Origin of the sequence: Streptomyces sp. NPDC051555, assembly GCF_044454405.1 — a bacterium.
In the GTDB taxonomy this organism is placed as follows: domain Bacteria; phylum Actinomycetota; class Actinomycetes; order Streptomycetales; family Streptomycetaceae; genus Streptomyces.
This window is the reverse complement of record NZ_JBITDP010000005.1, coordinates 385,351-403,710: the sequence shown is the minus strand read 5'-3', so window position 1 is coordinate 403,710 and position 18,360 is coordinate 385,351. Positions and strand designations below refer to the sequence as shown.

Genomic DNA, 18,360 nt, shown 5'->3' with positions numbered 1-18,360 from the left:
CGGTGAGGGTGGAGATGAGGTTGCGGTGGCTGGAGAGGATGCCTTTGGGGCGTCCGGTGGAGCCGGAGGTGAACATCACGCACGCCACGTCGTCCGGGGTGAGCGGGGTCCGGGGGTTCCTGGTGTGCTGCGCCTCGATGTAGACGCGCTCCGCGTCGATCACCGTTGTGGTCCAGGGGCCCGGGAGCCGGTGCGCGTGCCGGGAATCGGTGACGAGGGTGTGCAGGGTGGCGTCGTGGGCGGTGGTGGTGAGGCGTTCGTCGGGGAAGTCGGGGTCGAGGAGGGCGTAGCCGGCGCCGGTCTTGATCACGGCGAGGAGGGCGACGGCGAAGTCGGTGCCCCGCTCCAGGAGGATGCCGGCGAGGTGTCCCCGGGTCAGTCCGCGGGTGGCGAGGTGGTGGGCGAGTCGGTTGGCGCGGTGGTTGAGCTCGGCGTAGGTGAGTGCTTCGGCGCCGCTGATGATCGCGGTGTGGTCGGGGCGCAGGCGGGTCTGTTCCTCGAAGCGTTCGGCGAGGGTGGCCTCCCCGATGTCGGTGCGTGCGCCCGTCCACTCCTCCAGGACCTGCCGACGCTCGACCGCACCCAACAACTCCATCTCGGACAGCGGTCGTTCGATGTCCTCCAGGGCCGTTGCGATGAACCGCACGAAGCGGTCGTGGTGCCCCGCGATCGCCTCGATGTCACACACGTCGGGTGAGGCGTCGAAGTCGATCCGCAGCCCGCTTTCCGCGCCGAGGTCGTAGACGCCGACCGCCAGGTCCTCCACCGGCCCGTTGCTCATGTTGTGCTGGGTGGTGGGCTGACCGCAGAACGGCATGCCCGGCGTGAAGGCCATGATGTTGATCAGCGGGGCCGTGATCCGGCGCTCCGCCTCGCCGAGGCCGAGGTCGCGGCAGATGTCCTCGTACCGGGTCCGCTGGCGCTTGAGGTTCTGCCGGGCCTCGGTGCCCACCACGGCCAGCAAATCGGCGAGGGTGCCGGCCGCCGCGACCGGCACCCGCAGCGGGATGACGTTCGAGAGCATGCCGGGCGTGCGCCGCGTCAGCTCGGTGGAGCGGGCTGTCACCGGCAGCCCCAGCGACAGCTCGGTGGCCCCGCTGACCCGGTGCACGTACGCCCCCACCAGGGCGATCATCAGCATCGTCCACGTCGAGCGGTGCGCCCGGGCCACCTCGCGCAGCCGGTCCGCCTGCGCGGGCGGCAGCATCAGGGTCCGCCGTACGAAGGGCAGCGCGGCCACGGCGCCCGGCTCCCGCGCGGTGCGGCCCTCGCCGAGCCGCGGGGTCGGCGCCAGTCCGGCCAAGTGCCCGGCCCAGTACGCCCGATCGGCCGCGCCCGCCTCCGAAGCGCGGTACCGGGCGTCCTCCGCCAGTACGTCCGCCAGCGAACCGAAGGTGCTCGGCCCCGCGGGCTCCCCGGCCGCCGCCCGCTCGTAGAGCTCGACCAGCCTCCGGTCCAGCAGGGCGATGCCCATGCCGTCGATGGCCAGGTGGTGGAAGGCCCCGAAGTAGAACCACCGCTGCGGCCCGTCGCCGTCGCCGCCGCCCGCCCTGATCAGTGCGTGCCGGCTCAGCCAGCCCTCCGCCAGATCGAACGGCCGGGCCAGCTCCGCCGCCATCCACGCCCGGGCCGCCGCGGCCGGATCCGGCTCCCCGCTGAGGTCGAGCCGCACCAGCCGGTCCGTACCAGGTTGCGGGTGCACCAGCTGCCACAGCCCCTCCTCGTCCGAGCCGGTGCCGCGGATGCGCATCGCGTCCGCCTCGCGGGCCACCTGGTACCAGCACGACGCGAACAGCTCGGCGTCCAGCGGGCCGAGGATCTCCCGGTGCTCGCCGATGTTGTAGCGGCGACCGGTGGTGTCGAGCCCGTGGGCCATCCAGATGTCGCGCTGCGCTGCCGACAGGGGCAGCCGCACAGCGGCCGGCCCGTGCGCGGCGCTCTGTTCAGACGGCTTGCGGGGCATGCGGGGACTCCTCGTGATCGCTTCGGTGGTGGGGCGGGGGCAGATCAGATCGGGGATGCTCTCGTCCGGCCAAGCGCCATCCAATGCCCCGGCGGGGGACGCGGGCGGCAGTTGCGACGGCACTCCGCGAGCAGTTCAGGGGGTGGGGGAAGCTGCCGATGCTGCCTGTGCCGGGCAGGCGGACCGTACGATCCCCAGCACCCGGAAGCGGGAACTGCCGCCCTCGTGAGCGGCCCGCACCGCGCCGCTGATCAGCAGCTCGCGCAGCATCCGGCCGCACTCGGAGAGGTTCCGGCCGGTCAGGGCCGTGATGTCGACCAGCTCGAAGTCCTCCCCCGCGCGGGCGCACAGGGCGGCGAGCAGCTCCCGGGGGCCGGGCGCCAGCCGCGCCAGCCGGTCGGAGAGCAGCCGGTGGAGGACATCGCCGCCGGCGGCCCCGCCGAGGTGGTCGAGCAGCGGGACCGGGTCGGCGTCCAGGGTGTGGCACAGGGCGGCCAGGTCGCAGACCACCAACCAGGACGCGGCGGCGGCCAGCGCACCGGGATGCCCGTCGAGCCGACGGCAGAGGAAGGCGGTCCGCTCCAACTCGGCCGGTCCGGCGACGAATTCGGGGCGCACGCGGCGCACGTGGTCCAGGAACACCCGTACGGCGGGGGAGGAGGCGACGAGCGGCTCGGCGGCGTCCCGCGCCGGGACCACCAACGGGGACAACAGGAAGATCCGCTCGCCCGGCGCCTCCCAGGGCTGTTCCGAGGTGACCAGCAGCCGCAGCCCCGGGCAGTCGCGCAGCAGCCGGGTGAGCCGCTCGGCGCCGGGCGGGCCGGGCGGGGCGCCGTCGAGGACGAGCAGCGCGGGCCGGTCCCCGAGGAGCCCGGCGAGCCCTTCGTCGGCGCCGAGGTGGGTGCTCGCCCCCGCGTCGGCGTCGTAGAGCGCCGCGACCGCGGCCGCGACCCGTACCGTCAACTCCCCGTCCGCGGAGGGGAGGTAGTCGGTGGGTCTGCCCGGGAACGCGAACCACAGCACCGGCATCCCCTCCCGGTGCAGCCGCCCCGCGACCTCCAGCGCCAGTCGGGTCTTGCCCACCCCGGTCAGTCCCACCACGTTCACCAGCCGCTCCGCGCCGCAGGACAGCTCGCGGGCCAGCACCGCCACCTCGCCGTCGCGCCCCATCAGCGGGTGCAGCGCGGTCGGCGGCGCCGGCGGTTCGCCCAGGGCGTCCCGGCCGCCGCCGCGACCCGCCTGGGCCGCGGCCTCCAGCGCCGCACGGGCCCGGGGGCCCAGCCGCAGCGCCTCGGCCATCAGCCGTACCGTGTCCGTACGGGGGCGCCGTGCCTTGCCCTGTTCCAGGTCGCGGATGGCCCGCACGCTGATCGTGGAGAGGTCGGCCAGCTCCCGCTGGGTGAGGCCGATCCGCAGTCGGTGCGCCCGGATCAAGGCGCCGAGCCGGGCGGATTCCTGGGGCGGGCTGGTCAGCGTGGCCGTGTTCATATGCGCTCCCGGCATGGGTGTGGGGGAACGGCGGGGCCTGGGGTGATGCGGCCCGGTTCCGGATTCCCATACTCGCCAGCGCGCTATCCCGGGGGCATCGCGGCGGGCCCACCCCCCGCTATCACCGGGGGGTGGGGCTCCGCGGCGTCGTTATCGCGGCGATAACGAGGACTGATCCCCGTGATAACGCGACGATAGGAGCGGGACCGGTGCGGAGATTCCCCCCCTCCCTAGGTTGGTGTCCAGAAAGAAGGAAGCGCCCCGGAGAACCGGAGCGCACCGACGGAAGGACACCTCTGATGAGCATCGCCCACGCCCTGCGGACCGCCCTCGTCACCGCCGCCCTCGCCGGCGCCGCCGTACTCGGTACCCAGGTCGCCTTCGCCGACAACGCGGCCACCGGCGGTACGGGCAGCGCCACCATCCAGCCCGGCAGCGCCAAGTCCGGCGCCGGTGAGGACGACGGCGCCGCGCCGCAGGCCGTCGTCCCCTCGCCGACCGCCACCAAGGTCACCAACCCCTGGGACTGATCCCCTGGGGACTGACCCCCGGGACCGCCCCCTGGGGCCGACCCGGCAGGCCGCAGGTCAGGCCCCGGCGACGGAACCCGCCGCCGGAGCATCGCCCAACAACACCCGCGCCTGCGTCAGTTCCGGCTCCATCCGCCGGTCCCGGAACGTGCGCACCGCGCTCTCCAGCAACTCCCGGGAACGGGAACGCTCACCGGAGCCGTGGGCCGACGAGAGCAGCCGCGCCAGATCGAGGCGCACCAGCGCGGCGCCACCGTGGTCCATGATCTGCTCCCGCACCGACAGCGCCTGGTCGAAGAAGGCCACCGCCGCCGCGTCCCGACCGAGCTCGGCGTGTGCCTGACCGAGGTCCCGCAGCAGGTGCCCCTGGCCGATCACGTCGCCGGTGTCCCGGCACAGCTCCAACACCTCGGTGAACGTCCGTACCGCACCCTCGTGTTCGCCCTGGCTCTGCAACAACTGCCCCGCCCGGCGCAGCGTCCGGGCCTGGCCACCCGTGTACCCCACCGACCGGTAGATGCCGAGCGCCTCGTCGAGCCTGCTCTGCGCGGTCGCGCTCTGCCCGCGCAGCATCCAGATCTGCGCGCTCTGGGTCAGTACGATCGCCCGGCCCACCACGTCGCCCACCCGGTCGAAGTCCCGCAACGCCCGGTCGTACAGCGCGAGCGCCCGGTCCTCGTTGCCCCGCATCCGCTCCAGCAGCGCGAGGTCGCGGTGGCACAGCGCCAACCCCTGCCGGTCGCCGAGCTCCTCGAAGAGGCCGAGCGCCGAGGTCAGCGCCGCCCGGGACTCCTCGTGCTGGCTGCGCCCCAGGTGCAGGACGCCGAGCGAGCTCAACAGCGCGGCGCTGCCCCGCTTGTTGCCCGCCGAACGGACCGCGTCCAGGGCGAGCCGGTGCGTACGCTCCCAGTCGTCGAAGTAGCCGCGCGCCTCGAACAGGGTCGCCAGCGTGGTCGCCAGGTCCCAGCACAGCTCGTCCATGTTCTCGCGCGCCGCGTGCTCCACGGCCTGCACCAGATTCGCGTGCTCGCTGTCGAGCCATTCCAACGGCTCCACCAACAGCTCCGCCACACAGCTCGCCGGCGGCTCCCAGCGCGGCGCCGAGCCGTGCAGCACCGTGAAGTCCCCGCCGTAGATCCGCCGGTGGGCCTGCTCGGCCAGGGCCATCCAACCGCCCATCATCCGGCGCAGCGCCCCCGACTGGGCCGCCGGATCGTCATGGGTGGCGAGCTGCTCGCGCGAGAAGACCCGGATGATCTCGTGGAAGCGGTAGCGGAAGCCACCGGTGCTCTCCACCCCGACCACGTCCAGCATCTGGACGTCGACCAGCGGCTCCAGCAGGTCGGAGGGGAAGGGGCGGTCGTCGTCCAGCAGCGCTCCGGCGAGCCAGCCGGGCAGGGTGGGCCCCTGCGCCAGGCTCAGCAGCCGCAGCAGTCTGCGGTCGGCGGGGCCCAACCCGTCGTGGGTGAGCGAGAGGCTGGCCCGCATCGTCATCTCGCCGTGCGTCAACTCGTCCAGCCGGTGCCGCTCGTTGGCGAGGCGGTGCACCATCGAGGCCAGCGTCCAGTGCGGGCGGGCGGCCAGCCGGGCCGCCACGATCCGCAGCGCGAGCGGCAGCCCGCCGACCGTCCGGGTCAACGCTTCGGCGGCGACGGCCTCGCCCGCCACCCGGTCCTCGCCGATCATCCGGACCAGCAGCTCCAGCGACCGCTGCGTGTCCAGGGCGTCCAGCTCCACCCGGTGCGCGCCGGGCAGCGCGGTCAGCCGGACCCGGCTGGTCACCAGGACGGCGCAGCTGTTGCTGCCGGGCAGCAGGGGGCGGATCTGGCTCTCGGACGCGGCGTCGTCCAGGACCACGAGCACCCGCCGGGAGGCGAGCAGCGTCCGGTACATCTCCGCGCGCTCGTCCTGGGACTCGGGGATGACCGGGCCGGGGATGCCGAGGGCGCGCAGGAAGCGGCCCAGCACCTCGGTGGAGGTGGCCGGAGTGCCGGTGCCGCGCAGGTCGCAGTACAACTGCCCGTCGGGGAAGCCGGTTTCACTGACCCGGTGGGCGATGTGCGTGGCCAGGGTCGACTTGCCGGTGCCGGGCTTGCCGACGATGACCGCGAGTCCGACGGCCCGCCGCGCGCGCCCGCCCCCGGCTCCGCCCCCTTCGGCCGGGGTGGCGGGCGCGCCGAGCAGGGTCCGCTCGATGCGCAGGATCTGTTCCTCGTCGCCGACGAAGTCGGAGGTATCGGCCGGAAGTTGTCGGGGCAGTTCCTCCCGGTAATCGCTCTGCGGGCCCGGCCCGGAGGCCGTGTCCGGCCCCGCCGCGCCCACGGCGGACGCTCCCGCGACCGGTCCCGTGGCGGGTCGGCCACCGACCTCCGGGGCGCTTTCGGGGGCGGGGCCGCGCACGCTCGCGTACGGGCTGATGTCCACCGGCGCGCCCGTGCTGACCTGGGCACCACCGGCCGTGACCGGATCCGGCGACGTCGTGCTCGTGGCGGCACGGGCGGCGGCCCCGCCGTGCGCCTCCCGGGCGCGCGGACCGTCGTACGGACCGCCCGGGGCGGGCGCGGAAGCGGCGCTCGGGAGGGGACCCGAGGCGGCCGGTGCGGAGTTGCCCGCGGCCCGCGGGAGGGCCCCGGGAGGGGCGACCTTCGCGGAGAGAATGGCTGATTCCAACCGCCGCAGTTCGGCGCCCGGTTCGAGGCCGAGCTCGTCGATGAGCAGCTCCCGGCCCACCCGGTAGGTCTCCAGGGCCTCCGCCTGCCGCCCGGAGCGGTAGAGCGCGAGCATCAACTGACCGCGCAGGCCCTCGCGCAGCGGGTGCACGTGGACCAGGAGTTGGATCTCACCCACCAGTTGGTGGTGGCGGCCGAGTTCGAGTTCCAGCCCGATCCGGGTCTCGGCAGCGGTCAGCCGCTCCTCGTCGAGCTGGCGCGCCTTGCTGCGCAGCGTCTCGCTCGACACCCCGCTGAGGCAGTCGCCGAGCCACAGTTCGCCGGCCGCGCGCAGCAGTTCGACGGCCTCCGCCGCACGACCCTGCTTGGCCGCCGTCCGCGCGTCGGCGACCCGGCGGGCGAAGACGGCCGCGTCGACCGAGTCGCCGTCGGTCTGCAGCACGTACCCCGGGGGCCGGGTGGTGATGGCGGCCGCGATGCCCGCCGTGGAGAAGAGCTTGCGCAGCCGGGACACGCAGATCTGCACCTGGGTGCGCGCCGTGTCCGGCGGCTCGTCGTCCCAGATCAGGTCGACCAGGTAGTCGGTGCTGACCACCCGCTTCGCTTCCAGCAGCAGCGCCGCGAGGATGACCTCCTGCCGGCCCGGGGGTATCCGCACGGGCCCGCCGCTCCCCGTGACCTGTAAAGGGCCGAGGATCCGGAAGGCGGGCGCGTCGGGGGTCGACGAAGGCGGCCCGCCGGGTGAATCGGTCATGAGTCTCCCAGCTGGAGGGCACGCCTGATGCGCTCAAGGGTGAACGGAGATGGGGTGGAGAACCGAGATCAGTCTTCCCGAATGTCTCTTCGGTTGTCCATGGTGTGGAGATTATGTGTGACGGTGTGGCCGCTCGGTGTGAACAGCGGATTTCAGCCGGTCAGCGCGTAGGCGGACGCGTGTCGAGGGCTCCCGGTGATAGGACCGGGATAGTCGTGAGTTGCGGCCGCGGCGCACGGTGTGAGTGCCGGTACCCCGCCGGGTGCGTTGTGACGAGAGGACCCCCCACATGAACAGTCGGCCCGGTCGGATCCCGGGACGGATCCCGCCCAGTCGCGTCATCACCGACTCGGGGGTCGAACATGCCCGTCTCGCCTACCACTACCTCGACACCGGGGACCTCGACGGCTACGGCTCCCTGCTCGACGGGGGCGCCGGGGATGCCGGGGCCGGCCGTGCGCTGGAGCGATTCGCCACCGGCGGTACCCACGAGATCCACCGCATCGTCGCCGACGGCGACTGCGTGGTCGTGATGGGCCTCAGCCCCGAACGGCGCGCGTTCGTCGACGTGTTCACCCTGTCGGACGAGGGGATGCTGCGGGACTGTCGCCGCTACTTCGGCCACGTCCACCCGTAGGCGGCGTCCGGCGGTGGGGCGGTCGAAAGCTCCTGGTCGAGCGGCGGAGCGATGTGCGATCTTGGCTCATGCGCAACCAGCGGGCCAAGGCCGTGAACACCCTCAGCACCACGATACGTACGGCGGCCCCCGCGTCCGCCGTCACCGCCGGGCTGATCGCCGTCCTGGTGGGCGTCACCAGTTCCGCCGCCATCGTCTTCACCGCGGCACGGGCCGCGGGCGCGGACGCCCGGGAGGTCGCCTCCTGGATGCTGGCCCTCGGCGTCGGCATGGGTGTGACCTGCATCGGCCTCTCGCTGCGCTACCGCGCGCCGGTCATCACCGCCTGGTCCACCCCGGGCGCCGCCCTGTTGGTGTCGGGGCTCCACGGAGTGACGATGGCGCAGGCCGTCGGCGCCTTCCTCGTGTCGGCCGCGCTGATCGTGCTCAGCGGGCTCACGGGCTGGTTCGAGCGGATCATGGGCAGGATCCCGGTGCCGCTCGCGGCGGGCCTGCTGGCCGGTGTGCTCGTACAGTTCGGAACCGGCCTCTTCCGCAGCATGAACGACCACTTCGCCGTCGTCTTCGCCCTCTTCGCGACCTACCTGCTGGGCCGCAGGCTGCTGCCCCGGTACGCGATCGTCCTGGCGCTCGCCGTGGGCGTGGCCGTGGCGGCCGGTCAAGGATCGCTGCGGCCCGGGCTGGTCCACTTCGCGCTCGCCGAACCGGTCTTCACCGCTCCCGCGTTCTCCTGGCAGGTGATCGTCAGCGTGGCCCTGCCGCTGTTCGTGGTCACCATGGCCTCGCAGAACCTGCCGGGCGTGGCGGTGCTGCGCGGCGACGGGTACGGCAGGGTCCCGGTGTCCCCGCTGATCACGTGGACGGGCACCACCAACCTCCTGCTCGCGCCCTTCGGGTGTTTCGGTCTGAACCTGGCCGCCATCACGGCCGCGATCTGCACCGGGCGCGAGGCCCACGAGGATTCCGACCGTCGCTATCTCGCCGGAGTCTGGGCCGGGCTCTTCTACCTGTGCGTCGGCGTCTTCGGCGGCACGGTCAGCTCCCTGCTGACGGCGCTGCCCACCGCGCTCATCCTCGGCATCGCCGGGCTCGGGCTGCTCGGCACCATCGCCAACTCGCTCTCCTCCGCGCTCTCCGACGAGACGTTCCGCGAGGCCGCCGTGGTCACCTTCCTGGCCACCGCCTCCGGCGTGACCCTGCTGGGGATCGGGTCCGCCTTCTGGGGGCTGCTCGCCGGGGCGCTGACCCTCCTGGTGACGCGCGGCCTGCGGCGCGCTCCCTGAAGACACAGCGGCGACCATGACCGGTCATCAGGGACGTGTCGGGGTCGACTCGGGGTGATTCCCGATACGCGGTCAACCCCGCGGCGTACAGGATCACCGCATGAGCAACCGAGCAGCCACCCACCGCCCGAACGCCACCAACACACCCCCTAACCAGCATGGTTGGGGCCCCAGGCGCATCGCCCTGACGCGCGTCGCCTTCTACGCCGGACCGCTGTGCATGCTGGTCTACGGAGCCGTCCGGCTCAGCGCCCCCGAGCACCGGCCGGACCTCTCCTGGGCCGTCGGACACCTCGCCATGACCCTCGGGGTGGTCCTCTTCGGGGCCGTCTTCCCGGGGCTGCGCCGGCTGGTCGAACCGGTCGGCGGGGCCGGCCGGTGGAGCGCCCGCACCGCGACCGCGCTCGGCCTGATCGGCGTACTGGCCGTCACCGCCCAGGGTGTGATCGACATCGTCGTCGGACTCCGCGCGGCCGACAAGCCCGCCATGAAGGAGCTCTTCGAGCAGGTCCAGAGCCAGCCCGGGGTGATGCCCGCCGTCTACACCGTCGGCCCGATGCTCTTCTACATCGGCCTGGTCTGGCTCGTGGTGCAGCTCGCGGCCCGGCGCCGCATCGCCGCCTGGCGTCCCGTGGCCGTGGTGCTCGCCGTGGCCGCGATGGCCGTCAGCCTGGACCTGATCCCGCTCGGCGCGGCCCTCTTCTGCGCGGCCCTCTCCCCGCTGGCGCGCGAGCTGACCTCCCCTGCCACCGCGACCCGGTGACCCCCTTCGGGCCGCGGTGGCGGGTCGGGCGCCGGTCTCGTGGGGTGGCAGCGGCTGTCCCCATTTGTCTATGATCATGAGGATCATCGGGGGGAGAGCGTCGCTTCGCGGACCACCTGGCCCGGGGCACCCCGGGCGAGCGACGGCGCGGCGGACGAGCTGCTCGTCCACACCCCCACCGCGCCGGGTGATCCGGTCCCCGGCTGACGAAACGAGTCCCGCATGCCCTACCTGGTCCGCCACGTCTCACCGGCCGCTCCCGCCCTGCGCCTGGTGTGCTTCCCGCACGCGGGCGGCGGCGCGAGCTTCTTCCGCGGCTGGGCGCGCCACCTGGATCCGTCCGTCGAGCTGTTGGCGATCCAGTACCCGGGCCGGGAGAACCGCTTCACGGAACCGCTGGTGGGGGAGCTGGCCGAACTCGCGGCCGGCGCCACCGCCGAGCTGCTGGCCGAACCCCCGCGCCCCACCGTGCTGTTCGGGCACAGCATGGGCGCGATGGTGGCCTACGAGACGCTCCTGCGCCTGGAGGCTTCGGGCGCCACGCACTTCACCCGGCTCTGCGCCTCCGGACGAGCCCTGGACGCGCCCCCGGTCGGCGCGGGCGAGGTGACGGACGCCGAACTGATCGCCTCGGTCAAGGCACTCGGCGGGTCGCACGCCGAGGTCTGGGAGCACGCCGAACTGCGCGAGATGCTGCTCCCGATCATCCGCAACGACTACCGCCTGATCGACGCCTACCGGCGCGCCCCCGGTACCCCGCCGCTGCGCGCGGAGGTCCTCGCCCTCTCCGGCGACGCCGACCCCCGCATCACCCCGGACCAGGCCGCCCTCTGGGCCACCGCCACCACGGGCCCCTTCTCCAGCGAGGTCTACGACGGCGCCCACTTCTACCTGACCGCCCACGCCGCCCGCGTGGCCCGACAGGCGGTGGCGGGGCTTTAGGTCCCCGCCCGGTGGACGGAACGATCGGCGATGACACGGATCGGTGAAACGTTCCGGGCCCGCCCGTACACGTTCCCGAGCAAGCATCAGGAAATTCTTGTGGGCATTGCGTCCGGCGCCTTAGCTTCGAATCGTCTCCACCGAGAGACGACATTCCAACGGACCGGGGCGGCGCAACCCGAACGGTTCCCACGGAATTCACCTGTAACCCTGCTTGGAGGAATCATGAGCGACATCCAGAAGACCGATGCGACGAACACGTCCGACGAATTCGACGTAGAGGTAAGCGACGAGGACCTTGAGATCGTCTCGGGCGGCCTCGAGCGCATCTGACGTCCGTCCGGGCCGGGTGTCGGCGCAGGCCGCCGGCACCCGCCCTCGTCCGCGAGGAGGACCGAGTGTCCAACCTGCCGAGCGATCCGGCGCGCGACGTCCAGGAGTTGCGCGAACGCATCACCCGCAAGGCGTCGTCCGCCTGGTTCCGGGAGAAGCGCCAGGAGATCGAGGACCTGGCACCTTACGACGGCGACCGGGGGCGCGAGCGCCTCGACCACCTGTTGACCACCACCGCGCGGCAGGTCCCGTACTACCGCGCCCTGCACGACCGCGCACGGCTGACCCTGGGCGACTTCCCACTGACCCGCAAGGAAGACCTGCGCACCCACTTCGTGGACTTCATCGGCCGCGACGCGACGGGCCTGATGGCCCCCGGCGCGTTCTTCCTCACCCGGACCAGCGGCAGCACGGGTCAGCCCGTCACCCTGCTCTCCACCGCGGAGACCGGCGGCCTCTCCAACAAGGTGGTCCGCGAACGGTTCAGTGCCTTCCTCGGCCTGCCGGACAGCGGAACCGTCCTCAACATGGGGCTGCTCTTCCCCGGCACCCCGCTCCTCGAACCGGTGATGCTGCCCCGCCCCTACGTCAAGTGCAACCTGCGCGGCTACGACCCCGACGCACCCGACATCGTCGCCGACTACGAGAGCGTGGTCGGCCGCTTCCCGGTCGACCTGGTCACGGGCTCCTCCAGCCGCGTCATCGCCCTGGCCCGGTACTGCCTGGGCCGCGGCATCACCCTGCGCCCGCAGGGCGTCGTCGCCACCTACGAGCACATGCCCGACAGCGGCCGCCGCATCATCGAGGAAGCCTTCGGCCGTCCGGTGACCATGCTGTACGCGACGGCGGAGACCGGATACGCGGCCTTCGAATGCGGGCAGCGGCGGATGCACTTCCAGGACGACCTCGTCCTGCCCGAGATCGAACCGGTCGGCGCCGAGGGGGCGGGCCCCATCGCCCTGACGTCCTTGCTCTCCACCCCCATGCCGATCATCCGCTACGTGACGGGCGACCTCGCGTCCCGACCCGTCGACTGCGGGTGCGGCCTGCCCGGCACCGTGACCGACGCCCTCCTGGGCCGGGCCCGCAGCAGCTTGGTCGGTCTCGACGGATCGCTCTACTCGCCTTACGCGCTGCTCGCCGCCTTGGCCGCCGCCGGCCTGCCGGACTTCCAGGTCGTCCAGCACGAACCCGGCACGCTCGACCTCGTGACCGTCGGCCCGGTGGAGACCGCGGCGGCCTGCGTGCGGGACCTCAACGGCCAGCTCGACGTGTACTTCGGCACCCGGCAGGGTTTCCGTCTGCGCCACCGGCCGCACCAGGCCATGCGGTTCACCGCGAGCGGCAAGCGCAATCCCGTGGTGCAGCGGTTGCAGCTGCCGGAGGCTCCCGAGCGCTCGGCCTACCTGTGATGTCCCGCGGTGACACCCGGACCGTCCGGGCCGAGCCGGTCGGGGAGTCGGTTCCCTTCGCGCACGAGGGGCCGACCAACGGCGGCGGCGTCGTCCTCCCCGGACAGACCGACGACGTGTCCCGATGGGTGACGAGGGAGCAGATGCGGTGCGCCGTCGAAGGCGGCGACCCCACGGCCCTGTGGTACTACAGCGGCACCTACCGGGGGAAGTCGGTCGAGGGGGTGGCGAAGGCCACGGCCGAGAAGTACGGCGGGCGGACGATGATGATGCTCATCGAAGAACTCGGCCTGCCCACCCCGTACTACTGCGACTACTCCGAGAGGGCCGCGGCCTTCTGGAGGCGCGCCTCCGTGGGATTCTCCGAGGCCGCGCGGGGTGAGGTACGGATCGTCTTCGGCGACGCCGTCAGGAGGGGGAACACCTGGCAGCGGGTGGAGTGCCCGACCCTCATGGTGAACCCGCGCGTCACCGCCGTCCTGTGGGCCCAACCGGGCGGGATCTTCCGCAGGTTCCTGCGGACGGGGCAGCGCGATCCGCGCGACCACCTCCCCGACGGTGTCGCCCTGCACGAGCCGGTCACCCGCCACCCGGTCGGCTCGTCGGCCCGGCCGGGCCTCGTCCGGGCGTCCGTGGCATGAATCGATGACACCCTCCTCCCGTTGTCCGGCACGCTCCGGGGGAAATGCGGGAAGGGCCTTGTCGACGCTTCCCGCGGCGGCCTAGGTTCGGCTCGTCTCGCCGAGAGACGAATTCGCGGAAGAGTCCCCACGGGTGTGCACCGGGGAATCGCGATGCCACGACCGGCCCGCCCCGGGGCCGTACGAAGAACCCCTTTGGAGGGCCGCGTTGAATTCACCGGACGAACTCGCCCACGAAATGCGGGACATGCGTGCACGGATGGCGCGCAAATCCCGATCGTCCTGGTTCCGGGAGAAGCGCGAGGAGATAGCGGAGCTGGCCGTCTACGACCCGGACCGCGGCCCGGAGCGCCTGGGCCGGCTGCTGGCCACCGCCCAGGAGCGGGTGCCCCGCTACCGTGCGCTGCGCGAGCGGGAGGAGGTGGAGCTGGGCGACTTCCCGCTGACCCGCAAGGCCGATCTGCGCGCCCACTTCCTCGACTCCATCAGCCGTGACGCGACGGGCCTGATGGAGCCCGGCCGCTTCTTCCTCACCCAGACCAGCGGCAGCACCGGCCAGCCGGTCGCCCTGCTCTCCACCGCGGAGACCGGTGGTCTGTCGAACGACGTGATCCGGGAGCGCTTCAACGCCCACCTCGCTCTCCCCGACACCGGAACGGTCCTCAACGTGGGACTGCTCTTCGGCGGTACGCCGCTGCTCGAACCGGTGATGCTGCCGCGCCCCTACGTCAAGTGCAACCTCGGCGGCTTCGACCCCGATTCGCCCGGGATCGTCGCCGACTACGACGCCGTGGTGGGCCGGTTGCCGGTCGACCTGGTCACCGGTTCGTCGAGCCGGGTGATCGCATTGGCGCGCTACTGCGCCGACCGCGGCATCCGACTCCGGCCGCAGGGCGTCGTCGCCACCTACGAGCACATGCCCGACAGCGGCCGCCGCCTGGTCGAGGAGACCTTCGACCGCAAGGTGACGATGCTCTACGCCACCTCGGAGACCGGATACGCGGCCTTCGAGTGCGGGCGCCGACGGATGCACTTCCAGGACGACTTCGTCCTGCCGGAGATCACCCCGGCGGGAGACGACGAGGTGGGCGAGATCGTCCTCACCCACCTGCTCTCCACCCCCATGCCGGTGATCCGCTACGTCACGGGCGATCTCGCGCCCCGGCCCACCACCTGCGACTGCGGACTCCCGGGGACGGTGACCGACGGCCTGGTCGGCCGTACCGGGAGCAGCCTCGTCGGTCTCGACGGGGCGGCGTACTCGCCGTACGCGCTCCTCGCCGCGCTCTGTACGGCCGGGCTGGAGGACTTCCAGGTGGTGCAGCACGAACCCGGACTGCTCGACCTCGTCACGGTGGGGGCGCAGGCCGAGGCGGCGGTCACGGTGCGATCGGTGAACGCGCGGCTCGGCGAACACTTCGGGGCCGGTACGGGATTCCGCCTCCGGCACCGGCCCGGGGCCGGGTTCGTGCTCACCGCGGGCGGCAAGCGCAACCCCGTGGTCCAGCGCCTGGAGGTCGCCCAGGCCCCGGAACGCACCCGGTACATCCACTCCTGAAGGAGCTGCCGGCCCTCCTTCCCCCCCCGCCCGACCCGGACCCGCCCCGAGCGGTGGCCGGCCGAACGATCTGGAGATCCCCGTGACAGGCGCACCCGAAATCCCCCCGCGGCAGTCGCCGCGCCCCCTCGCCAACGGCGCCGATCACATCGAACACCTCCACCGGGCGCTCGACCTGCTGGAGGTCGAGCGGCTCCAGGCGTGGGGGAGCGAGCTGGCCGCGCGGCTCCAGCGCGGCGCCCGTCTGCTGGTGGCCGGCAACGGCGGCTCGGCGGCCGAGGCCCAACACCTCACCTCGGAGCTGGTCGGGCGGCTGCGGGACGACCGCCAGCCGCTGTCGGCGATCGCCCTGCACGCGGACACCTCGGCGGTCACGGCCATCGGCAACGACTACGGGTACGACGAGGTCTTCGCCCGCCAGGTGCGCGCCCACGGCCGTCCCGGCGACGTGCTGCTGCTCCTGTCGACCTCCGGCCGCAGCGTGAACCTGCTGCGGGCGGCCGGGGCGGCCCGCGAGCGGGGCATGACGGTCTGGGCCCTCACCGGCGCCGCACCGAGCCCGCTCGGCGAACTCGCCGACGAGGCCGTGTGCGCGCACGGTCCCACCGCGACCGCGCAGGAATGCCACCTGGTGGCCGTGCACGTCCTGTGTGCCGGCGTCGACGTCGCGCTCGGCGTCTGCCCGCCGCAGACCCCCGCGGCGGACACCCCGGCGGCGGGCGGGCTGGTCGTCGTCGGCGACGCACTCCTGGACCGGGACCTGGTGGGCACGGTGGACCGGGTCTCCCCGGAGGCACCGGTCGTCGTCGTCGACCGCGTCGAGGACCGCACGCGGCCCGGCGGCGCCGCGCTCGCCGCGGTGCTCGCCGCGCGTGGCGAACGGCCGGTCACCCTGGTGACGGCCCTGTCCGCCGACCCGGAGGGGCGGGAGCTGGGCGGCCAGCTGCGGGAGGCGGGGGTCCGGGTCGTCGACCTCGGCCTCGCCGGGCCGACGCCCGTGAAGAGCCGCGTCCGGGCCGACGGCCGGACGCTGCTGATGCTCAGCCGGGCTCCGGACACCGGGCCCGCCCTGCGCCGCACCCTCACGGACGGGGAGCGCGCCCTGGTGGTCGGCGCGAGCGCCGTCCTGGTCTCGGACTACGGGCGCGGCATCACCGCGGACGCCTCCGTCCGGGATGCCCTCACCGCCGCCGCTCCCGCGACGCCGATGGTCTGGGACCCGCACCCGCGCGGCGCCCGACCGGTCCCGGGCACCCGGCTGGTCACGCCGAACCGCGGCGAGGCGAGCGGGTTCGCGCCCGGAACGCCGGGCACGGGCCTGGGGGCGGACATCGAGCGCGGTCACCGGCTCGTCGACCTCTGGCGGACCGCCGGCGTCGCCGTCACCCGAGGGGCGGACGGCGCGCTCCTGCTGGACGCGGCGAAGTCCTCGCCGCTCGCCGTACCGGGACGGCCCGCCGCCGGGGCGGACACCTGCGGCGCCGGCGACTGCTTCGCGGCCTCGGCCACCGCACTGCTCGCGGGCGGCGCGTTGCTCTCGGAGGCGGTGACCGGCGCCGTCCGGGCCGCCGGGGAGTTCGTGGCCGCCGGCGGCGCGGCCGCCTGGACGGCGGACGCCGCGGCCGCGGGGGCGGACCTCGAAGCGGCCGACCCGCTCGCGGTGGTCGCCCGGGTGCGCGCCGCGGGCGGGACGGTGGTGGCGACCGGTGGCTGCTTCGACCTGCTGCACGCGGGTCATGTGAACCTCCTGGAAAGCGCCCGGTCGTTGGGCGACTGCCTGGTGGTGTGCCTCAACGACGACGACTCCGTCCGCCGGCTGAAGGGGGCGCAGCGCCCCGTCGTGACGGCCCCGGACCGTGCGGCGGTGCTGGCTTCGCTGGCCTCCGTGGACGCGGTGGTGGTCTTCGGGGAGTCGACTCCGGCACAGGCGCTGCGCCGGATCAGGCCCGATGTCTATGTCAAGGGAGGTGACTACCGGGTGGACGACCTGCCCGAGGCGGCCCTGGTCGAGGGCTGGGGCGGCCGGACCGTGATCCTGCCCTACGTCGACGGCCGCTCGACCTCCCGGATGGTCGACAAGATACTGCTGGGCTGATGTCCGGTGGGCGCGGGCAGCCCGAAGTGTCCGCGCAGGGTGCGGCCCGTGTACTCGGTGCGCAGCACGCCGCGGTCCTGGAGCTCGGGCACCACCCGGTCGACGAACTCGTCCAGCCCGCCGGGGGCGTACCGGGGCACCAGGACGAACCCGTCGGCGCCGTCAGACTGGACGTGGTCGTTCATCTGCTCGGCCACGCGGGCGGGCGTGCCGATGAAGGGCCGGCCCGCGGTCAGCTTCATCACGAGCTCCCGGATGCTGAGGTGCTGCTCGGCGGCGAGCGCCCGCCACTTCTCCGCCCGGCGCGAGCGCACCGCCGCGTCGGCCAGCCCCGGCCACTCGGGCGGCGCCGCTTCGGGATCGGGGTCGATGTCCGGCAGCGGTCCGTCGGGGTCGTACGCCGACAGGTCGCGTCCCCAGGTGCGCTCCAGGTACCAGACGGCGAGCTGCGGGCTCACCGCCCGGCGCTGCGCGAGCGCGGCGTTCTCCCTGGCGTCCTCGGCGCTGTCGCCGAGGACGAAGGACACCCCGGGCATGATCTTCACGTGCTCGGGTGAGCGGCCGTGGCGGGCCACCCGCCGCTTGACGTCCGCGTAGAAGGCCTGACCGGCCATGCCCAGGTGACGGCTGTAGATCATCTCGGCCGTCGCGGCCGCGAACTCCCGCCCTTGCTCGGAGTCCCCCGCCTGGATGGTGAAGGGATGGACCTGGGGACAGGTCGGTACGGTGAACCGTCCGTCGATGCGGAAGTGCGGCCCTTCGTGGTGCGAGCGGGTGGCCCCGTGCGGCCCCCAACCGCCCCACAGGGTCCGCGCGACGTCGACGAACTCCGCCGCCCGAAGGTAGCGGTCCGCGTGCGGGAGGTAGCCGCCGCGGCGGAAGTTCTCGCCCGTCCAGGCATCCGGCGTGGTCACGACGTTCCAGCCGCACCGGCCACCGGAGAGGTGGTCCAAGGTGGCCAGCTTGCGGGCCACGTCGAAGGGCTCGTTGAAGGTCGCGTTGACGGTGGCGGCCAGCCCTATCCGGTCCGTTACGGACGCCAACGCCGACAGCACGGTGATCTGGTCCAACTGACCCGCGACGCCGACGTCGGAGACCTGCCCGCGGTGCTCCACCAGGCGCGGGAAGTCGGCGAGCAGGAAGGCGTCGAACCTGCCCCGCTCCGCGGTGCGGGCCAGGTGGGCGTAGGAAGCGAAATCGACCTGGCTCCCGGCACGCGGATCGCGCCAGGTGGTCATGTGGTTGACCGGGAAGAGCGCGGCGAGGTGCACCTGCTTGACGGGCTTGTTCAT

General features: G+C 73.2%; 13 protein-coding genes. 9 read left to right on the top strand and 4 right to left on the bottom strand.

Going from position 1 to position 18,360, the window contains the following annotated elements; genetic code table 11:
• The coding region (locus ACIBEA_RS15020) for a condensation domain-containing protein (RefSeq protein WP_399260801.1) at nt 1-1,963 on the bottom strand (1,963 nt) is incomplete at its 3' end.
• A 135-nt stretch (nt 1,964-2,098) separates the two neighbouring features.
• The gene (locus ACIBEA_RS15015; protein WP_399260799.1) at nt 2,099-3,451 is read right to left on the bottom strand and encodes a helix-turn-helix domain-containing protein; all 1,353 of its coding nucleotides are present in this window, start codon (nt 3,449-3,451) and stop codon (nt 2,099-2,101) included.
• Nucleotides 3,452-3,750: 299 nt separating this feature from the next.
• Here ACIBEA_RS15015 and ACIBEA_RS15010 point away from each other — a divergent pair, with 299 nt between their 5' ends.
• Complete coding sequence (locus ACIBEA_RS15010) at nt 3,751-3,981, top strand: hypothetical protein (protein WP_399260797.1); 231 nt, start codon at nt 3,751-3,753, stop codon at nt 3,979-3,981.
• A 57-nt stretch (nt 3,982-4,038) separates the two neighbouring features.
• Here ACIBEA_RS15010 and ACIBEA_RS15005 read toward each other — a convergent pair whose 3' ends face one another.
• Nucleotides 4,039-7,404: an AfsR/SARP family transcriptional regulator gene (locus ACIBEA_RS15005; RefSeq protein ID WP_399260796.1), complete on the bottom strand. Its 3,366-nt coding sequence runs from the start codon at nt 7,402-7,404 to the stop codon at nt 4,039-4,041.
• Nucleotides 7,405-7,693: 289 nt separating this feature from the next.
• On the opposite strand from ACIBEA_RS15005, the gene ACIBEA_RS15000 reads away from it, so the two are divergent.
• The 8 genes from ACIBEA_RS15000 (at nt 7,694) to rfaE2 (ending at nt 17,068) form a co-directional block, all read left to right on the top strand.
• On the top strand, nt 7,694-8,041 hold the full coding sequence (locus ACIBEA_RS15000) for a hypothetical protein (RefSeq protein ID WP_399260794.1): 348 nt from the start codon (nt 7,694-7,696) through the stop codon (nt 8,039-8,041).
• A 68-nt stretch (nt 8,042-8,109) separates the two neighbouring features.
• Nucleotides 8,110-9,324 (top strand): benzoate/H(+) symporter BenE family transporter, encoded by a 1,215-nt coding sequence (locus tag ACIBEA_RS14995; RefSeq protein WP_399260792.1) that lies wholly within the window; start codon nt 8,110-8,112, stop codon nt 9,322-9,324.
• A gap of 100 nt (nt 9,325-9,424) precedes the next feature.
• Nucleotides 9,425-10,087 carry a hypothetical protein gene (locus ACIBEA_RS14990; RefSeq protein ID WP_399260789.1) on the top strand — a complete coding sequence of 221 codons (663 nt, stop codon included), beginning with the start codon at nt 9,425-9,427 and terminating at the stop codon, nt 10,085-10,087.
• 222 nt (nt 10,088-10,309) lie between these two features.
• Nucleotides 10,310-11,029 (top strand): thioesterase II family protein, encoded by a 720-nt coding sequence (locus ACIBEA_RS14985; protein WP_399260787.1) that lies wholly within the window; start codon nt 10,310-10,312, stop codon nt 11,027-11,029.
• Between the two features lie 398 nt (nt 11,030-11,427).
• The gene (locus ACIBEA_RS14980) at nt 11,428-12,774 is read left to right on the top strand and encodes a hypothetical protein (RefSeq protein WP_399260785.1); all 1,347 of its coding nucleotides are present in this window, start codon (nt 11,428-11,430) and stop codon (nt 12,772-12,774) included.
• The gene (locus tag ACIBEA_RS14975; protein ID WP_399260783.1) at nt 12,774-13,415 is read left to right on the top strand and encodes a hypothetical protein; all 642 of its coding nucleotides are present in this window, start codon (nt 12,774-12,776) and stop codon (nt 13,413-13,415) included. Before ACIBEA_RS14980 ends, ACIBEA_RS14975 begins: the two co-directional genes overlap by 1 nt.
• 259 nt (nt 13,416-13,674) lie before the next feature.
• Nucleotides 13,675-14,973 carry a phenylacetate--CoA ligase family protein gene (locus tag ACIBEA_RS14970; protein WP_399260781.1) on the top strand — a complete coding sequence of 433 codons (1,299 nt, stop codon included), beginning with the start codon at nt 13,675-13,677 and terminating at the stop codon, nt 14,971-14,973.
• 82 nt (nt 14,974-15,055) lie between these two features.
• Nucleotides 15,056-17,068, top strand: coding sequence for a D-glycero-beta-D-manno-heptose 1-phosphate adenylyltransferase (gene rfaE2, locus ACIBEA_RS14965; RefSeq protein WP_399260779.1), 2,013 nt, complete (start codon nt 15,056-15,058; stop codon nt 17,066-17,068).
• Here the strand turns inward: rfaE2 and ACIBEA_RS14960 are convergent.
• Nucleotides 17,014-18,360 (bottom strand): NtaA/DmoA family FMN-dependent monooxygenase, encoded by a 1,347-nt coding sequence (locus ACIBEA_RS14960; RefSeq protein ID WP_399260777.1) that lies wholly within the window; start codon nt 18,358-18,360, stop codon nt 17,014-17,016. The genes rfaE2 and ACIBEA_RS14960 overlap by 55 nt on opposite strands.